The organism is Haloprofundus salinisoli, from assembly GCF_020097815.1.
GTDB lineage: Archaea > Halobacteriota > Halobacteria > Halobacteriales > Haloferacaceae > Haloprofundus > Haloprofundus salinisoli.
Window position 1 is genome coordinate 1,516,417 of record NZ_CP083663.1, and the last position, 22,713, is coordinate 1,539,129.

At 62.1% G+C, this 22,713-nt stretch carries 15 protein-coding genes, 2 tRNA genes and 3 rRNA genes; 14 read left to right on the forward strand and 6 right to left on the reverse strand.

Annotation, left to right across the window (positions count from 1 at the left end):
• Window positions 1–12: 12 nt before the first annotated feature.
• Window positions 13–378, forward strand: coding sequence for a hypothetical protein (locus LAQ73_RS08045; protein ID WP_224267773.1), 366 nt, complete (start codon window positions 13–15; stop codon window positions 376–378).
• Between the two features lie 25 nt (window positions 379–403).
• Here LAQ73_RS08045 and LAQ73_RS08050 read toward each other — a convergent pair whose 3' ends face one another.
• Window positions 404–1,402 (reverse strand): ornithine cyclodeaminase family protein, encoded by a 999-nt coding sequence (locus LAQ73_RS08050; protein ID WP_224267774.1) that lies wholly within the window; start codon window positions 1,400–1,402, stop codon window positions 404–406.
• Window positions 1,403–1,505: 103 nt separating this feature from the next.
• On the opposite strand from LAQ73_RS08050, the gene LAQ73_RS08055 reads away from it, so the two are divergent.
• The 5 genes from LAQ73_RS08055 to LAQ73_RS08075 all read left to right on the forward strand — a co-directional run bounded on the left by LAQ73_RS08055 (window position 1,506) and on the right by LAQ73_RS08075 (window position 10,369).
• The gene (locus LAQ73_RS08055; RefSeq protein ID WP_224267775.1) at window positions 1,506–2,666 is read left to right on the forward strand and encodes an NAD(P)/FAD-dependent oxidoreductase; all 1,161 of its coding nucleotides are present in this window, start codon (window positions 1,506–1,508) and stop codon (window positions 2,664–2,666) included.
• Window positions 2,667–2,946: 280 nt separating this feature from the next.
• Complete coding sequence (pheS, locus tag LAQ73_RS08060; RefSeq protein ID WP_224267776.1) at window positions 2,947–4,449, forward strand: phenylalanine--tRNA ligase subunit alpha; 1,503 nt, start codon at window positions 2,947–2,949, stop codon at window positions 4,447–4,449.
• Entirely contained in the window at window positions 4,449–6,245 is a 1,797-nt protein-coding gene (gene pheT / locus LAQ73_RS08065) for a phenylalanine--tRNA ligase subunit beta (RefSeq protein ID WP_224267777.1), read from the forward strand. The genes pheS and pheT overlap by 1 nt, the downstream gene beginning before the upstream one ends.
• Before the next feature lie 186 nt (window positions 6,246–6,431).
• Complete coding sequence (locus LAQ73_RS08070) at window positions 6,432–7,685, forward strand: trans-sulfuration enzyme family protein (protein ID WP_224267778.1); 1,254 nt, start codon at window positions 6,432–6,434, stop codon at window positions 7,683–7,685.
• A gap of 92 nt (window positions 7,686–7,777) precedes the next feature.
• Complete coding sequence (locus LAQ73_RS08075) at window positions 7,778–10,369, forward strand: valine--tRNA ligase (protein WP_224267779.1); 2,592 nt, start codon at window positions 7,778–7,780, stop codon at window positions 10,367–10,369.
• Between the two features lie 88 nt (window positions 10,370–10,457).
• Here LAQ73_RS08075 and LAQ73_RS08080 read toward each other — a convergent pair whose 3' ends face one another.
• Window positions 10,458–11,513 (reverse strand): quinone-dependent dihydroorotate dehydrogenase, encoded by a 1,056-nt coding sequence (locus LAQ73_RS08080; protein ID WP_224267780.1) that lies wholly within the window; start codon window positions 11,511–11,513, stop codon window positions 10,458–10,460.
• Window positions 11,514–11,594: 81 nt separating this feature from the next.
• A complete protein-coding gene (locus tag LAQ73_RS08085; RefSeq protein WP_117593990.1) occupies window positions 11,595–11,792 on the reverse strand; it encodes an AbrB/MazE/SpoVT family DNA-binding domain-containing protein in 198 nt (65 codons plus the stop codon).
• Between the two features lie 240 nt (window positions 11,793–12,032).
• Here LAQ73_RS08085 and LAQ73_RS08090 point away from each other — a divergent pair, with 240 nt between their 5' ends.
• From LAQ73_RS08090 to LAQ73_RS08115, 6 genes are all read left to right on the forward strand, one after another.
• Entirely contained in the window at window positions 12,033–12,341 is a 309-nt protein-coding gene (locus LAQ73_RS08090; protein WP_224267781.1) for a non-histone chromosomal MC1 family protein, read from the forward strand.
• Window positions 12,342–13,114: 773 nt separating this feature from the next.
• A 16S ribosomal RNA gene (locus tag LAQ73_RS08095) occupies window positions 13,115–14,587 on the forward strand.
• 137 nt (window positions 14,588–14,724) lie between these two features.
• A tRNA-Ala gene (locus tag LAQ73_RS08100) sits at window positions 14,725–14,796 on the forward strand.
• Window positions 14,797–15,014: 218 nt separating this feature from the next.
• Window positions 15,015–17,930: ribosomal RNA gene (locus tag LAQ73_RS08105) — 23S ribosomal RNA — on the forward strand.
• A gap of 163 nt (window positions 17,931–18,093) precedes the next feature.
• Window positions 18,094–18,215 (forward strand): 5S ribosomal RNA (rrf, locus tag LAQ73_RS08110).
• The 16S, 23S and 5S rRNA genes sit together here with 2 tRNA genes alongside, the layout of an rRNA operon.
• A gap of 104 nt (window positions 18,216–18,319) precedes the next feature.
• Window positions 18,320–18,395 (forward strand) — tRNA-Cys (locus LAQ73_RS08115).
• A 264-nt stretch (window positions 18,396–18,659) separates the two neighbouring features.
• Here the strand turns inward: LAQ73_RS08115 and LAQ73_RS08120 are convergent.
• The gene (locus LAQ73_RS08120) at window positions 18,660–19,214 is read right to left on the reverse strand and encodes a dihydrofolate reductase family protein (RefSeq protein WP_224267782.1); all 555 of its coding nucleotides are present in this window, start codon (window positions 19,212–19,214) and stop codon (window positions 18,660–18,662) included.
• Window positions 19,215–19,501: 287 nt separating this feature from the next.
• Entirely contained in the window at window positions 19,502–20,170 is a 669-nt protein-coding gene (locus tag LAQ73_RS08125; protein WP_224267783.1) for an O-methyltransferase, read from the reverse strand.
• Between the two features lie 514 nt (window positions 20,171–20,684).
• Here LAQ73_RS08125 and LAQ73_RS08130 point away from each other — a divergent pair.
• Window positions 20,685–21,545: a hypothetical protein gene (locus LAQ73_RS08130; protein ID WP_224267784.1), complete on the forward strand. Its 861-nt coding sequence runs from the start codon at window positions 20,685–20,687 to the stop codon at window positions 21,543–21,545.
• An 89-nt stretch (window positions 21,546–21,634) separates the two neighbouring features.
• On the opposite strand, the gene LAQ73_RS08135 is transcribed toward LAQ73_RS08130, so the two are convergent.
• Entirely contained in the window at window positions 21,635–22,078 is a 444-nt protein-coding gene (locus tag LAQ73_RS08135) for a universal stress protein (protein ID WP_224267785.1), read from the reverse strand.
• 94 nt (window positions 22,079–22,172) lie between these two features.
• Between LAQ73_RS08135 and LAQ73_RS08140 the strand changes: the two genes are divergently transcribed.
• Window positions 22,173–22,523, forward strand: a complete 351-nt coding sequence (locus tag LAQ73_RS08140; protein ID WP_486606344.1) for a DUF8062 family protein — start codon at window positions 22,173–22,175, stop codon at window positions 22,521–22,523.
• Window positions 22,524–22,713: the final 190 nt, after the last annotated feature.

Genomic DNA, 22,713 nt, shown 5'->3' on the forward strand with positions numbered 1-22,713 from the left:
AGAGTTCTTCGAGTGAAGCGTCGACACGTCCTCTGGCTCGGTGCCGCCGCGGTTTCGACTGTGCTCGGCGGTTGCGCCACCAATCCACCGCCGCACCTCCGGGTTCGGAACTTCTCCGGCTACGACCGGACGATACGCGTCCGAGTCGTGCGGGGAGAGAACGAACTGATCTCCCGTCGATTTTTCGTCCCGTCGAACCACGACGAGCGCCAGAGAACCGTCGACGAGGTGTATCCCGAGACGGGCGTCTACACTGTCGAAGCCGCCGTCGAGAACGGCCCCGAGGCGACCGAAACCGTCGAGTTTCACTCCCAACCGTTTATCTCGCACGTGACAATTGACCGCGACGGACTCACTATCGGCCGAATCGCTCCCTGAGTTCCGTTTTCGACGTTCTTTCCCTCTACAGTTCGACTTCTCTCCCGACGTCTTCGCGCTCGGCCGCCTCGTACACGTGCCCCGCCGTCGCCGCGTCCAACACCGCAGTACCGACGCTCGTGGCGACCAGTATCTCGTCGTCGCTCTCGCGTCCCGATTTCCCCTCGAACACGTCCGACAGCGGCGTGAGATCCGACGCTGACAGCCCCGCGTCGGCGACGTCGCCCGTCTCCGCCGCCTCCTCGGGCACGTCCGCGAATACCTGCGCCGCGCGCGCCATCGTCTCCGCGTCGAGTTCGCGCATCGCCACCGTGTACGCGCCGACGGCGACGACCAGCGCGCCGGGTTCGAGCGCTGACCCCGGGAAGACGGGCTCCTCGCTCGTCGTCGCGGTGACGACGACGTTCGCGTCCGAGACGGCCGATTCGGGCGAATCGACAGACTGTACCTCTACACCGTCGAGTTCGTCCTCGTCTCGCAAGTCCGCCGCGCACGCCTCGCGCGAGTCGCTCGGCGAGTAGATTCTGACGGAGTCGAGATTCGTCGCCGCCGCAATCGCCCGGGTTTGCCAGCGCGCCTGCGTGCCCGCGCCGACGACACCGAGTCGAACCCCGTCTCCGGCGGCGAGGTACTTCGCCGAGAGACCGCCGATACACCCGGTTCGGGCGTTCGTGATACGCGTCCCGGCCATGTACGACAGCGGCAGTCCCGTTCTCGCGTCCATCAGCGCGATTTGGGCGCTGACGGTCGGTAACCCTCGCTCCGCGTTGCCGCCGTGGACTGCGGCGAGTTTCGTCGCGTAGGTGTCCGAGCCGTGGAGGTACGCGGGCATCGTCAGCGCCGTCCCCGCCGGATTCTCACCCGTTTCGTCGGTTCCGACGGGAAAGTGCGGTCGCGGCGGGCGCTCCACCTCGCCGCGGCCCTGTTTGACGAACGCCGCCTCGACGACCGGAAGGAGGGCCGAGAGCGAGAGCAAGCGGGAAACGTCGTCGTCCGAGAGCACGCGAACCGGGCTGGGAGTCATGGCGGCAGTTCTTCCGGCGGCGTGGTGAACGTTTCGCGGACGGGGACGCGCGTGGCCGACCGAAGGCGAAACATGCTTGCGCTACGACACCGATGCGCACACCATGCATATCGTCGTCGTGGGTGGCGGAATCGTCGGGTTGTCCTGCGCGTTCGCGCTCGCCGAGCGCGGCGCGGCGGTCACCGTCTGCGAGTCGGGGACGCTCGGCGGCGGCAGCACCGCCCGCTCCGCCGGTGGCATCCGAACGCAGTTCTCGACGCGGGTGAACGTCGAACTCTCGCTTTCGAGTCTCCCGGTCTGGGAGTCGTTCGAGGAGCGATTCGGCGTCGACATCGCCCACAACCGGACTGGCTACCTCTTTCTCGCCCGCGAGGACGACACTGCCGACGCGTTCGGCGAGCAGGTGGCGATGCAGAACGACTGCGGCGCGGAGAGCGAACTACTCTCGCCGGACGAGGTGGCCGAGCGGTGGCCGCACGTCCGGAGCGAGGCGTTCGTCGCCGCTACCTACTCGCCTCTCGATGGCTTCGCGGATCCGTACCTCGCGCTGCAGGGGTACGCCACCGCGGCCCGAGAGGCGGGCGTCGACATCCGAACGAAGACACCGGTGGAAGGAATCGAGCGCGTCGGGTCCGGCTCCCGCTTCCGCATCGTGACGGGCGGCGAGGCAGCCGAGACTCTCGACGTCGACTACGTAGTCAACGCGGCGGGCGCGTGGGCCGGCGAGGTGGCGGCGATGGTCGGTCTCGACCTGCCCGTCTCGCCGCGGCGGCGACAGATCGCGGTCGTCGAACCCGAGATTCCGGTCGCAGACGCCGAACCGCTCACCATCGACCTCGATACGGGGTCGTACTTCCGGCCCGAGCGCGAGGGCCAAGCGCTCGTCGGCGGGCAGTTCGACGAGGACGACGCGGACGTCGACCCCGACCGCTTCTCGGAGTCGATGGACCTCGACTGGGCGGTGACGGCCGTCGAACGCGCCGGCGACTGCGCCGACTACTTCGGCCCCGAGACCCGCGTCGTCCGCGGGTGGGCCGGACTGTACGCCGTGACGCCCGACCACCATCCAATCGTCGAGGAGAGCGCGCCGGGCGTCGTCACGGCGGCGGGTTTCTCGGGCCACGGCTTTCAGCACGCCCCCGCGACGGGCCGCGTCGTCGCCGAACTCTGTCTCGCCGGCGAGGCGTCGCACGTCGACGTGTCGGCGCTGTCGTCGTCGCGGTTCGAGGCGGCCGAGGTCATCGAGGAGCGGAACGTCGCCTGAGAGTCGGCCCTCGCAACGTTTTTACTCGGGTGTCACAATCTGACGCACATGGCATCCGAACCCCGACTCGGACCGAGGAGACGCCCAGCGCAGTCGCTTCGCGGGTTCGGTTTCTTCTTTACGGCCGCCTGAGGGCGGCGGACTCTCCGACGGCGCGAGAGCGTCGCCGGCGACGAAACCGCTCGGGTCGGCCACGCGCTCGGCGCTCCCGCGACGGACGCCGGGCGTTCGGAACTGCTAACAGGCGGGCAAACGGTGTCCACGACAATCAGCACTCAGTATGCGACTCCCGGAATCACAGGTCGCGGTGTTGGAAGCCGCGAGCACGGACGCAAAGACGGTCGGCGAACTCGCCGACGAGACAGGATTGAAACCCGAGACGGTGACGCGGGCGGTCTTCGACCTGCGCGACGACGGCCTCGTCGCCGTCGAGGAGCGGACCGAGACGACGACGACGCTCACCGAGGAAGGTGAACAGTACGTCGAGGCGGGGCTGCCCGAGGTTCGCCTCTACCGCGCCGCCGTCGACGCGGGCGGTACCGACGGCGCGGTCCCGATGGGCCGGGTCATCGGCGCGTCGGGCCTCGGGGGTCCCGAGGTCGACATCGCGCTGTCGAACTTCGCGCGGAAGGGCTACGGCCGCATCGACAGCGGCGAGTTGGTCGTCGACCCCGACGCCGACCCCGACGCCGACGCGGAGGTGACGGCGCTGGCGGCGCTCGCCGCGGGCGAGAGCGTCGACGACGAACAGGTGCTCGACGAACTCGACCGCCGCGGCCTCGTCGACCGAGACGAGTCGACGGTTCGCTCCGTCTCGCTCACCGACGACGGCGTGACCGCGATGATGGAGGGCGTCGAAGTCGCGGAGACGGTCGACCGCCTCACACCCGAACTGCTCACGTCCGGCGAGTGGCGCGACGTGGAGTTCACCGAGTACAACGTCGAGGCCGACGCGCCCGAGGAGCGCGGCGGGAAGGTCCACGTCCTTCGGCAGACCGCCGAGAGGGTGAAGGATACGCTCGTCGGCATGGGCTTTCAGGAGATGGAGGGACCGCACGCAGATTCGGAGTTCTGGATCAACGACTGCCTGTTCATGCCGCAGGACCACCCGGCGCGCACTCACTGGGACCAGTTCGCCCTCGACGTGCCGCCGATGAAAGAGATTCCCGAAGGCCTCCTCGAACGCGTCGAATCCGCCCACCGCGAGGGCGTCGGCGACGACGGCGACGGCTACCACTCGCCGTGGACCGAGGACGTGGCGCGCGAGGTCGACCTCCGCGGACACACCACGTCGCTGTCGATGCGCTACCTCTCGGGGGACGCCGAGGGCGAGTTGGAACCGCCGCAGCGCTACTTCTCCGTCGAGAAGGTGTACCGCAACGACACGCTCGACGCGACCCACCTGCTGGAGTTCTTCCAGATCGAGGGCTGGGTGATGGCCGAGGAGCTCTCGGTGCGCGACCTGATGGGGACGTTCGAGGAGTTCTACCGCCAGTTCGGCATCACGGATGTCCAGTTCAAACCGCACTACAACCCGTACACGGAGCCGAGCTTCGAGCTGTTCGGTCGGCACCCGACGACGGGCGAACTCATCGAAATCGGTAACTCGGGGATGTTCCGCCCCGAGGTGCTCGAACCGCTGGGCGTCGACTGCGACGTGATGGCGTGGGGCCTCGCGCTCGAACGCCTCGCGATGCTCGTCACCGGTGCCGAAGACATTCGGGACCTGCACGGAACGCTCGCCGACCTCGACTTCCTGCGGAACGCGGAGGTGATTCGCTAATGCCAGTCGTAGACGTAGACACGGACGAACTTCGCCGGTTGACCGGCCACGAGGAGAAATCGGACGACGAACTCAAAGACGACCTGTTCGCGCTCGGCCTCGAGTACGAGGGCGAGACGGAAGACGGGCTCATGCAGTTCGAGTTCGGCCCGGACCGCCTCGACCGCCTGTCGGTCGAGGGCGTCGCCCGGTCGCTTCGCTACCAGTACGGCGACGACCGCGGCGTGTACGTCCCGCAGACGAACTCGCCCGACTGGACCATCGACGTCGACGAGTCGGTGCCAGAGCAGCGTCCGTACGTGACGGGCGCAATCGTCCGCGGCGTCGACCTCGACGAGGACGCCCTCGACTCGTTCATCCAACTCCAGGAGAAGCTCCACGCGACGATGGGTCGAAAGCGCGTCAAGGGCGCTATCGGCATCCACGACCTCGTGATGCTGAAGGGGGCGAACCTCGGCGAGCGCGACGTCGGAGCCGACAGCGGCCCGGAGGAGGTGAACGAGCGACGCGAGTCGAGTCCGCGAACGAGGGGTAACTCCATCACCTACCGCGGGGTCGACCCCGAGGGCGAGCGGTTCGTCCCGCTCGACTCGAACGCCGAGTTGACGCCCGGCGAGGTGCTCGAACGGCATCCAACGGGCGAGAAGTACGCCGACGTCGTCGCCGACTACGAGCGCTACCCGGCCATCTACGACGAACTCGGCCTGTTCTCGTTCCCGCCGGTCATCAACGGTCGGCGGACGGAAGTCGACGAGGATTCTACTGATTTGCTCGTCGAACTCACCGGCACCGACCAGTGGACCATCGACAAGATGTGTAACATCATCTGTTACGCGCTGTCGGCGCGCGGCGGAACTATCGAGGAAGTGGAAGTCGAGACGCCCGAAGGGACGCTCGTCCGCCCGGACTTCGACGTCGACACCAAGACGGTCGAACACGACCGCATCGAGACGCTTCTCGGGACCGACCTCGACTTCGAGGAGGTCGTCGACCTGTTCGAGCGCTCTGGTCTCGACGCCACCACGAATCTCGGCGACGAGATGAGCTACGAGGTCGAGATTCCGCCGTACCGCGTCGACGTTCTTCATCCTGTGGACCTCGTCGACGACGTGGGTCGCGCCTACGGCTTCAACACGCTCGAACCGCGCTATCCCGACGTGGGGACCGTCGGCGGCCGCCACGACCGCTCGGACCTCGAACGTTCGGTGCGCGAGCGGCTCGTCGGCCTCGGCTTCGAGGATATGCTGAACTTCCACATGACCGACGAGGCGACGAACTACGACCGGATGGGGCTCGATAGCGAGACGCCGGAAGCGTCTCGAACGGACGACACCGCCCTCGGCGCGACGCCGCCGGTCCGCATCGTCGAACCCTACAGCGAGGACTACACCATGCTGCGGACGTGGGCGCTCCCGTCGCTGATGACGGTGCTGGAGAACAACACCCACCGCGCGTACCCGCAGGAGCTCTCGGAAGTCGGCTTCGTCGCCCACGAGGAGAGTGAGGCGAACACCGGCGTCGCCGAGAGCCACCGCGTCGCGGGCGTCCTCGCGCGCTACGACGCGACGTACGAGGACGCGAAGGCCAAACTGCAGGCGCTCTGCCGCGACTTCGGCGTCGAGCTGGAGACGCCCGCCGCCGAGCATCCGTCGTTCATCGACGGCCGCACCGCCGCCGTCGTCGTCGACGGCGAGCCGGCGGGCGTAATCGGCGAGATTCATCCCGAGGTGCTGGTCGAACACGACCTCGAACTCCCCGTCGTGGCGTTCGAGTTCGAGCTGGCGGCGTTGGCGTAGGTCCGCAAACGCCTCTCTCTCTCTCTCGAACCGCTCTGTTCTCGCAGCGGCTGTAACCGAGGTGTACTCCGTTCTCGCTATCTGAACGGCGGATAACTCGAACGAATATCTACTTCTACGTTATTCTCCTTGGGAATGTCAGGCTCCGATGGATATATGTGGCTGATTGTCGCACATCGAACCGTCATGAATCCTCACGAAAAACAATTTGAGACGTTGTCGGTGACCCACGGCGAACGCGACCAGCGCCCCGCCGAGGGCGTCGAGGACGTCGTCGTGCCCCTCCACCTGAGTTCGACGTACGAGATTCCCGACATCGACCCCGAGGTGGGCCTCGAAGATCTGGACCCCGACGAGGGGCAGTTCCTCTACTCTCGGCTCTCGAACCCGACGCGGAACGCGCTCGAACACCGACTGGCGGCGCTCGAAGGCGGAACCTACGGATTTGCCTTCGCCTCCGGCACCGCGGCCATCGTCGCCACGGTGATGGCCGCCGTCGAACCCGGCGACCACGTCGTCGCCTTCGACGACCTCTACGGCGGGACGCGCACGATGTTGACTCGACTGTTCGAAGAGCGCCTGCACGTCGACGTCTCGTTCGTCGACGCCCGCGAGGTCGACGTCGTCGCCGACGCGATGCGCGAGGAGACGACGCTCGTCTGGATGGAGACGCCGACCAATCCCCTCCTGCGTCTCTGCGATATCGAAGCCATCGCCGACGTCGCGCGCGAACACGACGCGCTCCTCGGCGTCGACAACACGTTCCTCAGCCCCGTCTGTCAGAACCCGCTCGAACTCGGTGCCGACGTGGTGGTTCACAGTACGACGAAGTATCTGAACGGCCACAGCGACTCCTTGGGCGGGGCGGCCATCACCGACTGCGCGACTCTCTCCGAGGAGATCGCGTTCCTCCAGCGCGTCGGCATGGGGAACATGCTCTCGCCGTTCGACTCGTATCTCGTGCTTCGCGGGACGAAGACGCTCCCGCTGCGGATGCGCCAGCACAACGAGAACGCGATGGTCGTCGCGCGGTTCTTAGAGGACCACGAGCGCGTGCGGTCGGTCCACTACCCCGGCCTGGAGAGCCACCCACAGCACGACCTGGCGAAGAGGCAGATGTCCGGTTACGGCGGCGTGCTCTCCGTGGAACTGGACGCCGACCTCGACGGCACCGCCGAGTTCCTCGGCCACCTCTCGGAATTCTCGCTGGCGGTGAGTCTCGGCGGCGTCGAGTCGCTCGTCGAACACCCGGCGACGATGACGCACTCGCCGCTGTCGCAGGCCGAACGCGACGAACTCGGCATCACCAACTCCCTGATTCGCCTCTCGGTCGGCGTCGAACACGTCGACGACCTCGTCTCGGATCTGGAAGCCGGCTTCGCGGCGCTCGCGTCGCACTCGGTGGCCGGCAGCGACGCGGCGGCGATGTCCGACGACTGAGTCTCGCCGCTTCGCCCTGCCCTCGGACGCAGTACCGCCTGCCGGACAACCGAGGCGTTTAACAGCGGTCCGGGGAGTAGACACGTCCGAGAATGCCCAGTGGAGCATACGACCCGGAGGCCACGGAACGAAAGTGGCAGAAGCGGTGGCTCGACGAGGAGACGTACGACTACGACGACGCCGCGGTCGACGGGGACACGGTCTTCTCCATCGACTCGCCGCCGCCGACGGTGTCTGGGAGTCTCCACTGGGGCCACGTGTACGGCTTCACCCTGCAGGATTTCGTCGCCCGCTTCGAGCGGATGCGCGGCGAGAACGTCTTCTTCCCGTTCGGCTACGACGACAACGGCATCGCCTCCGAGCGACTGACCGAGGACGAACTCGACATCGAACACCAAGACTACGAGCGCCGCGAGTTCCAACAGCTCTGCCGGGAGGTCTGCGCCGAGTACGAATCGGAGTTCACCGAGAAGATGCAGGCGCTCGGCATCTCCATCGACTGGGACCGCACCTACCGAACCATCGAACCGCGCGTCCAGCGCGCCTCCCAGCTCTCCTTCATCGAACTGTACGAACAGGGCCGCGAATACCGCCAGCGCGCGCCCGCCATCTGGTGTCCCGAGTGCGAGACGGCCATCTCGCAGGTGGAGACCGAGGACGACGAACAGCCGAGTCACTTCCACGACATCGAGTTCGAGGTCACGGATTCGGCGGAGTCCTTCGTCATCTCGACCACGCGGCCGGAACTCCTGCCCGCGTGTGTCGCCGTCTTCGTCCACCCCGACGACGACGAGAATCAGCATCTGGTCGGCGAGGAGGCGACGATTCCGCTATTCGGTCAATCCGTCCCGATCATCGCCGACGACCGCGTCGACATGGAAACCGGGTCCGGCATCGTCATGTGCTGTACGTTCGGCGATCAGAACGACATCGAGTGGTACCAGGCGCACGACCTGGACCTCCGCATCGCCATCGACGAGTCCGGCACGCTGACCGAGGAAGCCGACGAGTACGCCGGATTGGACCGCGACGACGCCCGCGAGGCCATCGTCTCGGACCTCGACGACGCGGGCTACCTGCTCGACCGCCGCGCCATCACCCACGTGGTGAACGTCCACGAGCGCTGCGGAACGCCCGTCGAGTTCCTCGTCACCGAGCAGTGGTACATCAAACTGCTCGACAAGACCGACGAGTATCTGGAGGCCGGGAGAGAGATGGAGTGGTTCCCCGAGAAGATGTTCACCCGGTACAAAAACTGGATCGAAGGGCTCCAGTGGGACTGGTCCATCTCCCGACAGCGCTCCTCGGGCATCCCGTTTCCCGTCTGGTACTGCGCGGAGTGCGACCACGAGGTCATCGCCCGCAAGGAAGACCTGCCGGTCGACCCGCTGTCGGACGACCCGCCGGTCGACGCCTGCCCGGAGTGCGGCTACGACGAGTTCGTCCCCGAGGACGACGTGTTCGACACGTGGGCGACGTCCTCGCTGACGCCGCTCGTCAACGCCGGGTGGGACTGGGACCCCGAGAGCGAGGAGTACGCGATGGAGCGTCCGGAGATCTACCCGTTCGACGTGCGCCCGCAGGGTCACGACATCATCTCCTTTTGGCTGTTCCACACGGTCGTCAAGTGCTACGAGCACACCGGCGAGGTGCCGTTCGACTCGGTGATGATCAACGGGATGGTGCTCGACGAGAACCGCGTGAAGATGTCCAAATCCTTGGGCAACATCGTCTCGCCGGACGAGGTGCTCGACGAGTACCCCGTCGACGCCGCGCGCTACTGGGCGGCCGGGAGCGCCGTCGGCGACGACCTGCCGTACAACGAGAAGGGTATCGTCGCGGGCGAGAAGTTGCTTCGAAAGCTGTGGAACGCCTCGAAACTCGTCGACAGCCTCACCCCCGACGAGCGTCTCGACCAGCCCGACGACCTGCGGGCCATCGACCGCTGGTTGCTCGCGGAGATGGACGACACCATCCGATTCGTCACCGAGAAGCTCGAATCGCGAGAGTTCTCGAAGGCCAGAGACCACCTCCGGAGCTTCTTCTGGCACACGTTCTGCGACGACTACCTCGAAATCGCCAAAGAGCGCGACGACGAGTCGGCGGCGTACGCGCTTCAGACGGCGCACCGGCGCTTCCTCAAACTGTTCGCGCCGTTTCTCGCGCACATCACCGAGGAGCTCTGGCGGGAGCTGTACGACGACCGGAGCATCCACAACACCGACTGGCCCGACCCCCTCGGCCTCGACGCCGACCACGAGGCCGGCGAGACGGCGATGGCCGTCGTCGGCGCGCTCCGCAAGTACAAGAGCGACGCCCAACTGTCGCTGAACGCCTCCATCGACAGCGTCGACGTGTACGGCAACGTCGCCGGATTCCAGGAGGAGATCCAGCGGGTGATGCACGTCGAGTCGCTGTCAACCCTCGAAGAAGAACCCGAGATCGAGTCCGTCGTGACGGGTATCGACCTCGACTACTCGGTCGTCGGTCCCGAGTACGGCAGTCAGGTGCCGGAGATAGAGGCCGGGCTGGAGGCCGGCGAGTACGAGCTCGGCGAGGAGTCGCTGTCAGTCGCGGGTGTCGAACTCGACTCGGAGATGTTCAGCGTGGACCGCGAACGGCAGTACACCGGCGAGGGAGAGATGCTCGAAGCCGGCGACGCAATCGTCATCGTGCGGAACTGAGCGATGCTCGCTGCGGAATAGAGCCGTAACCGTCGCGCGGGCGACGCCCGCGTGCGTGAACTGCTACTTTACAGGTCGACGCTGAAGTCTACGTGTCGACGCCGACGGCCTCTTCGACGCTGTCGAAGCCGTCACGTTCCAACAGGTCGAGGAGTCCTGCGTTGATGTCGCGGGCGACGCTCGGTCCCTCGTAGACGAGCGCCGTGTACAACTGGACGAGACTCGCTCCGGCGCGTATCTTCGCGTAGGCACCCTCCGCGTCGGAGACGCCGCCGACGCCGATAATGGGGACGTCGGTTCGGCGGGCGACGAAGCGAATCATCTTCGTCGCACGGTGCTCGATGGGTTTCCCGGAGAGGCCGCCGCGTTCGGCCTGATTCGGGCTGCGGAGCGAGGCGGGTCGCTCCGTCGTCGTGTTGGTAGCGACGACGCCGTCGAGAGCCAGGTCGTCGACGACGGCGAGCGCTTCCTCGATAGCCGGCTCCGGCAGGTCGGGGGAAAACTTCACCAGAAGGGGCGACGCCCCGGCGTCTTTGAGCGCGCCGAGGATGCGTTCCAGGGATTCGCGGTTCTGGAGTTCGCGGAGTCCGGGCGTGTTCGGACTGGAGACGTTGACGACGAAGTAGTCGCCCGCGTCGGCGACGCGTTCGTAGGTGTAGCGGTAGTCGTCGGCCGCCTCGGCCAAGGGAGTCGATTTCGACTTACCGATGTTGATGCCGACGGGCACGTCTGGGAGCTCGCCCGCGTCGAGTCGTTCGCCCACCGCGTCGGCCCCGTGGTTGTTGAAGCCCATCCGGTTGATGATGGCCTGGTCCTCGGGAAGACGGAACATTCGGGGGCGGGGGTTGCCGGGCTGGCGCTCCGCGGTGACACCGCCGACTTCGACGTGACCGAACCCGAGGGCGGCGAGAACGGCGGGGATCTCGGCGTTCTTGTCGAAGCCGGCGGCGACGCCGACGGGGTTCGAGAACGGCTCGCCGAACAGGTTCACGTTTAGGCGAGCGTCGTCGACGGTGTACCGGTGTGCGAGTACGCCCTCCACTCGGGTGTGTTGTACGGCGCGGAGTACGCGATAGGTGGCTCGGTGGGCCGACTCGGGCGGCAGCGCGAACAGCGCCGGTTTCGTCGCGTCGTACGGTCGCATCGTGCGTACCCTGTCGACGCTGGCGCATTAATCCGCCGAACGCGTCGCTCGGCGGGTGGGGTTATCGAGACACGGACGCTCTCAGAAGTCGTGCTCTACTTCGTCCGGGTCGGCTTTTTGGATGATGATCTTGTTGTCGCGGACACGGACGAACACCTCGTCACCGATCTCGAGACCGGCGACCGCGAGTTCGTCTTCGTGGAGGTTAACGTGTACGTTGTGGTATTCGCCGTTTTCGTCTTTGGCACCACTCGGGCTGAGCTTCTTTTTCCGAACCATCGCGGTTGTCTACTCGAACCTCGCTGTAGGATATACATAAGTGTTGTCTCACCGCGCTTCGCATGCGCGCGAGCGAAAACAACAACAGAGACGGAGTATTCGGTCAGAATGATGGTTCCTTCGACCGCTAATCGCCAGCACGCGGGGGGACGATATTTAAGCGTTTCGTCGGATAGTGCTCATTTAGCCGATATATTTATATCAAACCGTGTGTTCGATTGCCATGGAGAGCAGAAAACCATGGTACGTGAAGACGGTAAGCGTAATTTCGCGCTTCGAGATTCGAGTGGAACAGAGTCGAGTGTGTTCTCGGGGAACACCCCCCGTCAGGCGGCGCTGAAGGCGGCCAGACGGCTCGAACCGGGTAGTTCCGAGGACAGCGCCGAGCGGACGGAGCTTCAGCTCCGAGAGAAGGGGACTGACAAGGTCCACATCTACGACGGCTGGGCGTGGAACGAGACCGCCCCCGACAACAAACCCGACTGGATGCCCGACGACATCACCGAGGCGAACGTCTCGAAGAAAGGCATCGAACACATCGAAGAGTAAGGATTCGTCATCCGGACATCTTTTGCAGGCGTCGTTCTCCGATAGGATTTTCAACCGCGTGCTCGGAGGCCCAGACGCGCGGCTACCACTCGACCAGACCGCACGTGCGACGCGTGGGATGACCGGTCGACCTCCTGCCGTGCGATACTTCTTTCCGAGTCACATCACCACTCGACACTCCCGCATGTCTCTGACTCTCTCACGGTGTGAAACCGCATGACGAAGTGGTCTCGGTTCGACGGTCTTTTATGTGACCCTGTCTTTGCTGATAATGCGAAGGTCGCCCCGACGGGGTGACCGGGGTTGCCCCGAAGTCGTGCTCTGCACGGACCCTGCGGCAATCCCGAGACGACGCCCTTATATGCTAAGGGCGTTCAGTCGAAGTACGCAGAGGTCGCCGCCGGATATCGATTCCGACGGCGACCGACATCCGATGCCCTTAAGTGTATCAGGGCATTCGGAGGTAATGCGGAAAAACAAGATACGACGCGATTGCGAGGCCGTTCAACTCGGCCATCAATCGCGGGCTGGGTCGAAGCGAATCCGACGGGTTTATACCCGCGAATTGCTTCCACCTAAGTCCGAAGGAAATGAGGATTCCGCCCCTGCGGTCCGCCGTACAGACGGAATCTGATGTGAGCCAACGTAGTTCGGTGACACCCGACCGACCGACGGTCTCGTCGCCGAACTCGGACCATGCAATACCTATAACGGTGATTCGCTCCCGTCAGGGAGCAAATCCCGCCACCCCCTGACCCACCAGGGTCAGGAACATTCCGGTTGATCCTGCCGGAGGTCATTGCTATCGGGGTCCGATTTAGCCATGCTAGTTGTACGAGCTTAGACTCGTAGCGGATAGCTCCGTAACACGTGGCCAAACTACCCTACAGAGAACGATAACCTCGGGAAACTGAGGCTAATAGTTCATACCGTACTCACGCTGGAATGCCGAGTACTCGAAACGCTCCGGCGCTGTAGGATGTGGCTGCGGCCGATTAGGTAGACGGTGGGGTAACGGCCCACCGTGCCGATAATCGGTACGGGTTGTGAGAGCAAGAACCCGGAGACGGAATCTGAGACAAGATTCCGGGCCCTACGGGGCGCAGCAGGCGCGAAACCTTTACACTGCACGACAGTGCGACAAGGGGACCCCGAGTGCGAGGGCATACAGTCCTCGCTTTTGTGTACCGTAAGATGGTACACGAATAAGAGCTGGGCAAGACCGGTGCCAGCCGCCGCGGTAATACCGGCAGCTCGAGTGATGACCGATTTTATTGGGCCTAAAGCGTCCGTAGCTGGCCGCGTAAGTCCATCGGGAAATCCATCCGCTCAACGGATGGGCGTCCGGTGGAAACTGCACGGCTTGGAGCCGGAAGACCCAAGGGGTACGTCCGGGGTAGGAGTGAAATCCTGTAATCCTGGACGGACCGCCGATGGCGAAAGCACCTTGGGAAGACGGACTCGACAGTGAGGGACGAAAGCTAGGGTCTCGAACCGGATTAGATACCCGGGTAGTCCTAGCCGTAAACGATGCCTGTTAGGTGTGGCACCCACTACGAGTGGGTGCTGTGCCGTAGGGAAGCCGCTAAACAGGCCGCCTGGGAAGTACGTCCGCAAGGATGAAACTTAAAGGAATTGGCGGGGGAGCACTACAACCGGAGGAGCCTGCGGTTTAATTGGACTCAACGCCGGACATCTCACCAGCATCGACAGTAGCGATGATCATCAGGTTGATGACCTCTATGTTGAGCTACTGAGAGGAGGTGCATGGCCGCCGTCAGCTCGTACCGTGAGGCGTCCTGTTAAGTCAGGCAACGAGCGAGACCCGCATCCTTAATTGCCAGCAGCAGCTCCGGCTGGCTGGGTACATTAAGGAGACTGCCGTGGCTAACACGGAGGAAGGAACGGGCAACGGTAGGTCAGTATGCCCCGAATGTGCTGGGCAACACGCGGGCTACAATGGCCGGGACAAAGGGTTCCAACCTCGAAAGAGGGCGGTAATCTCAGAAACCCGGTCGTAGTTCGGATTGTGGGCTGAAACTCGCCCACATGAAGCTGGATTCGGTAGTAATCGCGTATCAGAAGTGCGCGGTGAATACGTCCCTGCTCCTTGCACACACCGCCCGTCAAAGCACCCGAGTGAGGTCCGGATGAGGCTACCACACGGTAGTCGAATCTGGGCTTCGCAAGGGGGCTTAAGTCGTAACAAGGTAGCCGTAGGGGAATCTGCGGCTGGATCACCTCCTACTGACCCGTGACCACCCCGACGTGGGTGGCACACCTTTCATTGCAATCCTGAGTTCGCCGACGACCGCTCTGTCGGTCGGGCACCTCAGAACTACGTTGGCTCAAAAGACGCTCCTGCTTGGTTGAAAGCAGGAGTGGGCCCATAGCTCAGTGGTAGAGTGCCTCCTTTGCAAGGAGGATGCCCAGGGTTCGAATCCCTGTGGGTCCATCACTCGGACCGACCCGAGACCGTGTCCCTTAAGTGGGAGACGCCACTCGATTCAAGTCCGAAGCAAGACCGATGCACCACCCCGTGTAAGCGCGGGTGGGAAGGGTTGAACACGTGACCATTCACTCCGGCGCGTGTCATGAAACCGTGTGTACGTGCAATCCAGACGTCCACTGGACCCGTTCAATCGAACGGATTACAGTGTCCATCACTATACCATCGTATGGCTACTTTGCCATCTGGTGGATAGCTCGGCTCGAGAACCGAAGAAGGACGCGCCAAGCTGCGATAAGCCTCAGGGAGCTGCATGGAAGCTAAGAACTGAGGATCTCCTAATGGGAATCCCTTCACAATTGCCTTCGCGCAATAGGGAACGTCGGGAACTGAAACATCTTAGTACCGACAGGAAAAGAAAGCAAACCGCGATGTCGTTAGTAACGGCGAGTGAAGACGACACAGTCCAAACCGAAGCCCTCACGGGCAATGTGGTGTTCGGACTGACCAACATCGGTCTGCCATTGACGAGAAGTCTTCTGGAACGAAGCGTGATACAGGGTGACAACCCCGTATCGTCAATGAACGACCGTGGGTCAACTCCAGAGTAGCGGGGGTCGGATATCCCTCGTAAATTTGGCTGGCATCCTCAGCCAAGACTAAACATTCCTCGAGACCGATAGCGAACAAGTAGCGTGAGCGAACGCTGAAAAGCACTCCGAGAAGGACCGTGCAATAGAGCTTGAAATCAGGTGGCGATGGAACGACGGGGCATGAAAGGCCTCACGACAAACGACACAGGAGCGATCCTGCAGTAGAACTCGTGAGGAGCCGATGTCGCGTCGTGCGTTTTGAAAAACGAACCAGAGAGTGTACCTATTCGGCGAGTCTAACTCGATTATCGAGGAAGGCACAGGGAAACCGATACGACCGCAGCCTCACGGCCAGGGTCACCGTCTTCAAGGGCGGGGAGCCGCGTGGGTACGACCCGAAACCGAGTGATCTACACGGGGGCAAGGTGAAGCGTGGCGAAAGCCACGTGGAGGCCTGTTAGAGTTGGTGTCCTACAATACCCTCTCGTGACCCATGTGTAGGGGTGAAAGGCCCATCGAACTCGGCAACAGCTGGTTCCGACCGAAACATGTCGAAGCATGACCTCAACTGAGATAGTCTGTGAGGTAGAGCGACCGATTGGGAGACCCGCCTCCGAGAGGAGTCGGCCTCCCTGTCAAACTCCGAACTTACAGACGTCGTAGACGTTGGGAGTCCGGTCTGCGGGGTAAGCCTGTGGACCGTAAGGGAGACAACCCAGAGCTGGGTTAAGGACCCAAAATGTGGACTAAGTGCAATCGAAGATAGTCTCGAGCCCTAAACAGCCGGGAGGTGAGCTTAGAAGCAGCAACCCTCTAAGAAAAGCGTAACAGCTTACCGGCCGAGGTTTGAGGCGTCGAAAATGATCGGGGCTCAAGTCCACTTCCGAGACCCGGCGGTACTCTTACAGAGTAATCCAGTAGGTCGGCACTCTGAGCGGGCGGAAGCACGGGTGAGAACTCGTCGTGGACCGCTCAGTGACGAAAATTCTGGTCACAGTAGCAGCGAGAGTCGGGTGAAAACCCCGACGGCCTAATGAGCAAGGGTTCCTCGGCACTGCCAATCAGCCGAGGGTTAGCCGATCCTAAGTCTCACCGTAACTCGAATGAGACAAAAGGGTAACTGGTTAATATTCCAGTGCTATCACCACTCAAAGTCGACGCCTGGGGGTAGATCGAGCTGAGCAGTCGCTCAGTCGAATCACCAAACTCCGTGGAAGCCGTCATGGCACGAAGCGGAAGAACGGTGAAATAGCGAAAGTCGATCCAACCTCGGGCCCGTGAAAAGACGAGCGTGATATTCGTACCGAGATCCGACACAGGTGCTCAGGCAGAGAAAGCCAAGGCCTGTCGGGATAACCGACGTTAGGGAATTCGGCAAGTTAGTCCCGTACCTTCGGAAGAAGGGATGCCTGCCCCTCACAGGGCAGGTCGCAGTGACTCGGACGCTCCAACTGTCTAGTAACAACACAGGTGACCGCAAATCCGCAAGGACTCGTACGGTCACTGAATCCTGCCCAGTGCAGGTATCTGAACACCTCGTACAAGAGGACGAAGGACCTGTCAACGGCGGGGGTAACTATGACCCTCTTAAGGTAGCGTAGTACCTTGCCGCTTCAGTAGCGGCTTGCATGAATGGATCAATGAGAGCGTCACTGTCCCAACGTTGGACCCGGTGAACTGTACATTCCAGTGCGGAGTCTGGAGACCCCCAAGGGGAAGCGAAGACCCTATAGAGCTTTACTGCAGGCTGTCGCTGGGACGTGGTCGCTGATGTGCAGCATAGATAGGAGTCGTTACGCAGGCACCCGCGCTAGCGGGCCGCCGAGACGCCATTGAAATACTATCCGTCAGTGACTGCGACCCTCACTCCGGGAGGAGAACACCGGTAGCCGGGCAGTTTGACTGGGGCGGTACGCGCTCGAAAAGATATCGAGCGCGCCCGAAGGTTCTCTCATTCGGGTCGGAAACCCGAAGAAGAGCGCAAGAGCAAACGAGAGCCTGACAGTGACATTCCCAACGAGTGTCGCTGACACGAAAGTGTGGTCTAGCGAACCGACGAGGCCCATAGATGGGGCCCGTCGATGACAGAAAAGCTACCTTAGGGATAACAGAGTCGTCACCGGCAAGAGCACATATCGACCCGGTGGCTTGCTACCTCGATGTCGGTTCCCTCCATCCTGCCTGTGCAGAAGCAGGCAAGGGTGAGGTTGTTCGCCTATTAAAGGAGGTCGTGAGCTGGGTTTAGACCGTCGTGAGACAGGTCGGCTGCTATCTATTGGGGGTGCGAGGTATCTGACGTGAACGATCGTATAGTACGAGAGGAACTACGATTGGTTGCCACTGGTGTACCGGTTGTCCGACAGGGCAGTTGCCGGGCAGCCACGCAACACGGGGTAAGAGCTGAACGCATCTAAGCTCGAAACCCACATGGAAAAGAGATACCACCAAGGTCACTCGTAGAAGACGAGTTCGATAGACTCGGGGTGTGCGCAACGAGGCAACGAGTTGTTCAGCCCGCGAGCACTAACAGACCAGCCATCACTCATACCGCATGGGTATAGAGGTTTTCAGACGCTGCATCCATTCGATCGAATGGGTCCAGGCGTTCACTGGATTGCACGTACACTACGGTTTCCGCAAGCCCAAGACAGCATTCGTCTTGCACAACCGACTTTGGAAGAAAGAACGGTTCGACTCCGTTCGTCGGCGTTAAGGCGGCCACAGCGGTGAGGTAACACCCGTACCCATCCCGAACACGGAAGTTAAGCTCACCAGCGTGAACGCAACTACTGGAGTGCGCGAGCCTCTGGAAACACGTTCTCGCCGCCTCTCACTCATACTTCATTCATCGCCCACAGAGCACGCGCTCTGCGGGCGTTCTTCATTTCGAAACACATCGCTATCCTTAAGCGGCCGACGCTAATAGAATCAGACGCGCCAAGGTGGCAGAGTCCGGCCGAACGCAGCGGCCTGCAGAGCCGCCCATCGCCGGTTCAAATCCGGCCCTTGGCTTAACTTCTCACGCGAAACAGTTCTCTCTTCGATTGTTGATATTCGTCGAGATGCCTCTCAGCGGAACGCTCACCTCTACTGGAGCGTCCCGCACGCCTTCGGGGCCCGATCAATTCGCCGTCGCCTACATCAGTTCACCAATTCAGAATACCGACGCGAGTGTGGTACGCTTCTCCACTCGATTAGCAGGGTCTACTCTCGATAATTATCATCTCGATAGGTTCTACTGAAAGCCTCAAGTATTGAACAGAGCGGATAAACCCGTCACACTTCATAGGTTAGAACTGCAAAAACATCGCCATATTTTTGCACGTTAGCCAGTTTCAGAGGCGGGGTGGTGATCCTCCGCGGCAGTAGTGGCGCACCCGAAGCAAGCATGACGGGAGCAACGGTGAGAATGAGCTCGTCGAGGAGACCCTGATCATGGAACTGTCCTACGAGATCACCACCACCGACAAGCCAGACGTTCTTCCCGTCTGCGGCCCTCACCATGTCCGCATGAACAGGCGCAACGTCTCCCTGCACGAAGTGAATGTCCGCACCATCAATCACGGGTAACTCCCGACTGCTAAACACCCAAGCCGGAACCTCATATGGCCACTTTGCCGGTTCCTCCAGTAGGTTCTCATGCTCGATGACCCACTCGTAGGTCGTCGAACCCATGGCCAGGGCACCAACCTGGTCTATGAACTGCGGGTAGTCGTCCTGTACACCTTCGATATCGCCGATATCCCCGAACTGGAAGAGCCAGTCGAGTGAGTTCTCCTCATCGGCGAGGTACCCGTTGATGCTCGATGCTGTGTAGTATTGGGTCTTCATCGCTTCAATCGTGGTTTAGGAAGCGTTCTGGCGGCATTAAGACTGCACACCACCAGCCTGCCACGCGCCACGGTATCGTCGTAACTCCTAGGTGCTCCGAGAACTGTTCGACGCTAGAATCGGTCTGGTGTTCTCGGCCGCTGAGCGTCGCCGTAGCGAATACACGGACCGACAGCTCGCCTACTCTCCAAGTCGTCTACACCGCCCACCAGCAGCGCTACGATACCGAGTGGGAGTACGACATCACCTGACGAGTAGGGTGGGTAGTTCACACGGATCTACTACCGCTATTGAACTCGATAACTCACGGCGATTCCGTTACCGATCGGTAAAACGACTGTCTCGAAGGCCAAATCCTCTTTTACAGTCTGGAGATAGTCAGCAATTCCTCGTGTGAACTTGTTTAGGTCGTCGCGCTCAGCGCCCGTTGCGACCGCTACCAGTTTGTCAAACTCAATTGGACCGGCTGTAATGGCATTGTCAGCGACGATTACACCGCCGACGGGAACGTCTTCTCGTACGGCATCGAACGCTTCGAGATATCGATGTTTCTGGTGGTCGATAAGGACAACGTCGAAGGGGCCGTCGTAGCGCTCGATTGTCTCCAAGGCGTCACCTAATTCGTATCGAGCGAGCGCATCGAAACCGCCTTTAGATAGATAGTGACGGGCGAGTTCGAGTTCGTCTCGGTCAACTTCTGTGAGGATAATCTCGCCGTCTTCAGGAAGCGCCTGTGCGAACCAGTATGCTGAGTAGCCGTAGCCAGAACCAAACTCGAAAATGCGCTTTGCGTCCGTCATTCGCGCAAGTAGACGTAACGTGGCTCCAACTTCAGGGCCTACGTGAGGAAACCCCTCTGCGGCAGCATATTCGTCCATCTCGATAAGCGTCTCATCGGGGTCAGGGCCCATCAGACGAACAAAGCGATCGATATCCTCCGCAGGTATCTCTGCCATACACTCTCGTCTCGCAGAGAGGGGATAATTGGATAGGTGGCCTCGGGTAGAGACTACCGTTGTCGGAAGTGGTGTGTATTTCGCGTCCACTGACCGTCTTTGACCCTGTCGAAACCCTCAGTCAAGGATAGAAACATTGTGGAGATAGAGTGTGTGTTTAGCAACCAACCGGCCTTCTATTCACCGCGTTCGTGGTACAACGACTGGGAGATAGCTCATGCGTATCTATCGTGCTTCTGCCAGCCAGGAGAGAACCATGCCCACCGACGGTGTTCAGTCGCTTGGTTGGCGATTTGTGGAGTCCTGAAGTGAGTCTGTACTGTTTGTCAGTCCAGCGGTGGTTCGACGGTTTTCCCGAACCCGACATCGGCGACGAAGCCGCCCTTCGACGTTTTGTGTTTCGGTCACCGGCAGTTCGGAGTCGACGGTGTGACTTCGGCGCGTCGTCTCCAGGTATCGTCCCACGTGTCCGCGAAAAGTAATCGTTATACCCCGTCTCTCCTTTGCCAAAACTATGCAACGACGCGCCGCAGCTATCTCCGTCGCGTTCTTCCTGTTGATCGGAGCGGCCTCGTACTCGCTCATCGCGACGGCCCAGGAACCGACGATACAGTTCGAGAACGCTGAACACGAACTCCAACAGGGTGACCAGTTCACCCAGGGCGGCCAGCAGTACACGGTCACGTCGCTCGACGCAACGGTAGAGGGTGGTGACCACGGAAGCGCGGCGACGCTCGAACGAAGCGGTCAACTCGCGTGGACCAATCAGTCCGCCCAGTACACCCAAACGTGGGGGAACAACTCCTCGGTCTCGGTCTCCAACGAGAGTTACCAAGTAGTCATCCCCAACGAGTCGAACCCCAACACGTTTGCGCTCCGCGAGGAACTGAACCAGACCGCACTGCTGCAGGCGAACGAGTCGGTCGACAACGAGATGGTCACGCGTGACGGCCAACAGTACGTCGTCTACAACGACGGTAGCGGGAACCCGACGCTCATCCCCGCAGAACAGTTCTTCCCGGAACCGAGCAGCACGCAGTACAACGAAGGCCAGCAGTTCGACTACGAGGGTAACCAGACTACCGTCCAGAACGTCACTACCAGCGAGGCGACGCTGACGTGGACCGCTCCACGAAACAACACCATCGACCTCGAAGACGAGTCTACCGTCACCGTGGGCGACCAGCAGTATCTGGCGTACTTCCCGAGTAACGACACCGTCTACCTCACGCAGGATAGAGCCAGCTACGACGCACAACAGCAAGAGATAGCGACCTTCAACCGCCACATGAAGGGCCTACAGGGCGTCACCATCCTCTCTGCGTCGCTCGCAGTCCTGCTCATCGGACTGGCGTATCTCCCCTCGCGGTACTGAACGAGGAACGCAACTCGGCTCCGGTTTTTCCACTTCTTTCGGCACTGTTCGGAGCGATAGCGAGACGACTGTCCCGGCGACGGCTCGACTCAGCGATCGTCTCGTTGGTGAACCGCGAGGACCGGTGCCGGGACGGTCCGAAGCACGCGCTCGGTGACGCTGCCGAGCAGATACCGCCGAACGCCGCTGCGACCGTGCGTCCCCATCACCACTATGTCGATATCGTTCTCGATGACGTACTCGCCGATCTGCTCGTGGGGAACGCCGTGGACGACCGCGGCCTTGCCGTCGATTCCGGAGTCGCGGGCGCGTTCGACGACCGCCTCCGCATCCTCCCGCGCACGGTTGTCGAGTCGTTCGACGAAGCCGCTTTCGACACCGCCCGCGCTGAACAGTCCGCCCGCTTCCACGAGATTCACCGCCGAGAGCGCGTGGAGTTCGGCGTCGAACGTGCGGGCGATAGCCACCGCGTGTTCGGCCGCCGCCGTCGCACAGGCGCTGCCGTCGGTCGGAACCAGTATCGTATCGTACACAGTCGACCACCACATAGTCCTATGTCACCGCATAGCATGAATGGTGGCTGCGTCCGACGGTCGGATAAAAGTGTCTCGCGGTGCAACAGTGAGTGTGTCCGAATCCAACGACGACCAGGAGATGCCGCCGGCCGCCGACGTCGACGACACGCCGACGATTCGCTGTACGCGCTGCGACCGCACCTGGGACCTCGAGTACGAACTCGACGAGTTGAACGTCGGCAACCAGTCGTTCGAACAGTTCGCGCTCGACCACAGACGCCACACCGGCCACTTCCCCGACGACGTGACGCCGTGGATCGCCACCTGTCGACAGTGTCCCGACGGCGAGCAGTTCCTCTCGGAGCGCCCCGCCCGTCGGTGGGCGGAGACGCACGCCAGACACACCGACCACGCCGTCTCGCTCGACTACGGCGACGAACAGTCCGTGGTCGAACCGAAGTGAGACCGGCGTCAGCGTGAGCGTCAAACTTTCCGTCCCCTCGTCGCCGACGCGGAAACCCGTCGCTCCGCGGAACTCGATCTCGCCCGTCGGCACCGAGAGTGTCCCGAGCTTCTCCTTCAGTCAGCGGATGAGCGCCCCCTGTCGTCGACGCTCGAGCAGAACCACTTCTCGCCGTACAAGGTGATTCGCG

Coding starts and splice junctions, on each gene's coding strand:
- LAQ73_RS08050 (WP_224267774.1), bottom strand. CDS start 1,402: ATGACTCCCAGCCCGGTTCGCGTGCTCTCGGACGACGACGTTTCCCGC.
- LAQ73_RS08055 (WP_224267775.1), top strand. CDS start 1,506: ATGCATATCGTCGTCGTGGGTGGCGGAATCGTCGGGTTGTCCTGCGCG.
- pheS (WP_224267776.1), top strand. CDS start 2,947: ATGCGACTCCCGGAATCACAGGTCGCGGTGTTGGAAGCCGCGAGCACG.
- pheT (WP_224267777.1), top strand. CDS start 4,449: ATGCCAGTCGTAGACGTAGACACGGACGAACTTCGCCGGTTGACCGGC.
- LAQ73_RS08070 (WP_224267778.1), top strand. CDS start 6,432: ATGAATCCTCACGAAAAACAATTTGAGACGTTGTCGGTGACCCACGGC.
- LAQ73_RS08075 (WP_224267779.1), top strand. CDS start 7,778: ATGCCCAGTGGAGCATACGACCCGGAGGCCACGGAACGAAAGTGGCAG.
- LAQ73_RS08080 (WP_224267780.1), bottom strand. CDS start 11,513: ATGCGACCGTACGACGCGACGAAACCGGCGCTGTTCGCGCTGCCGCCC.
- LAQ73_RS08085 (WP_117593990.1), bottom strand. CDS start 11,792: ATGGTTCGGAAAAAGAAGCTCAGCCCGAGTGGTGCCAAAGACGAAAAC.
- LAQ73_RS08090 (WP_224267781.1), top strand. CDS start 12,033: ATGGTACGTGAAGACGGTAAGCGTAATTTCGCGCTTCGAGATTCGAGT.
- LAQ73_RS08120 (WP_224267782.1), bottom strand. CDS start 19,214: ATGAAGACCCAATACTACACAGCATCGAGCATCAACGGGTACCTCGCC.
- LAQ73_RS08125 (WP_224267783.1), bottom strand. CDS start 20,170: ATGGCAGAGATACCTGCGGAGGATATCGATCGCTTTGTTCGTCTGATG.
- LAQ73_RS08130 (WP_224267784.1), top strand. CDS start 20,685: ATGCAACGACGCGCCGCAGCTATCTCCGTCGCGTTCTTCCTGTTGATC.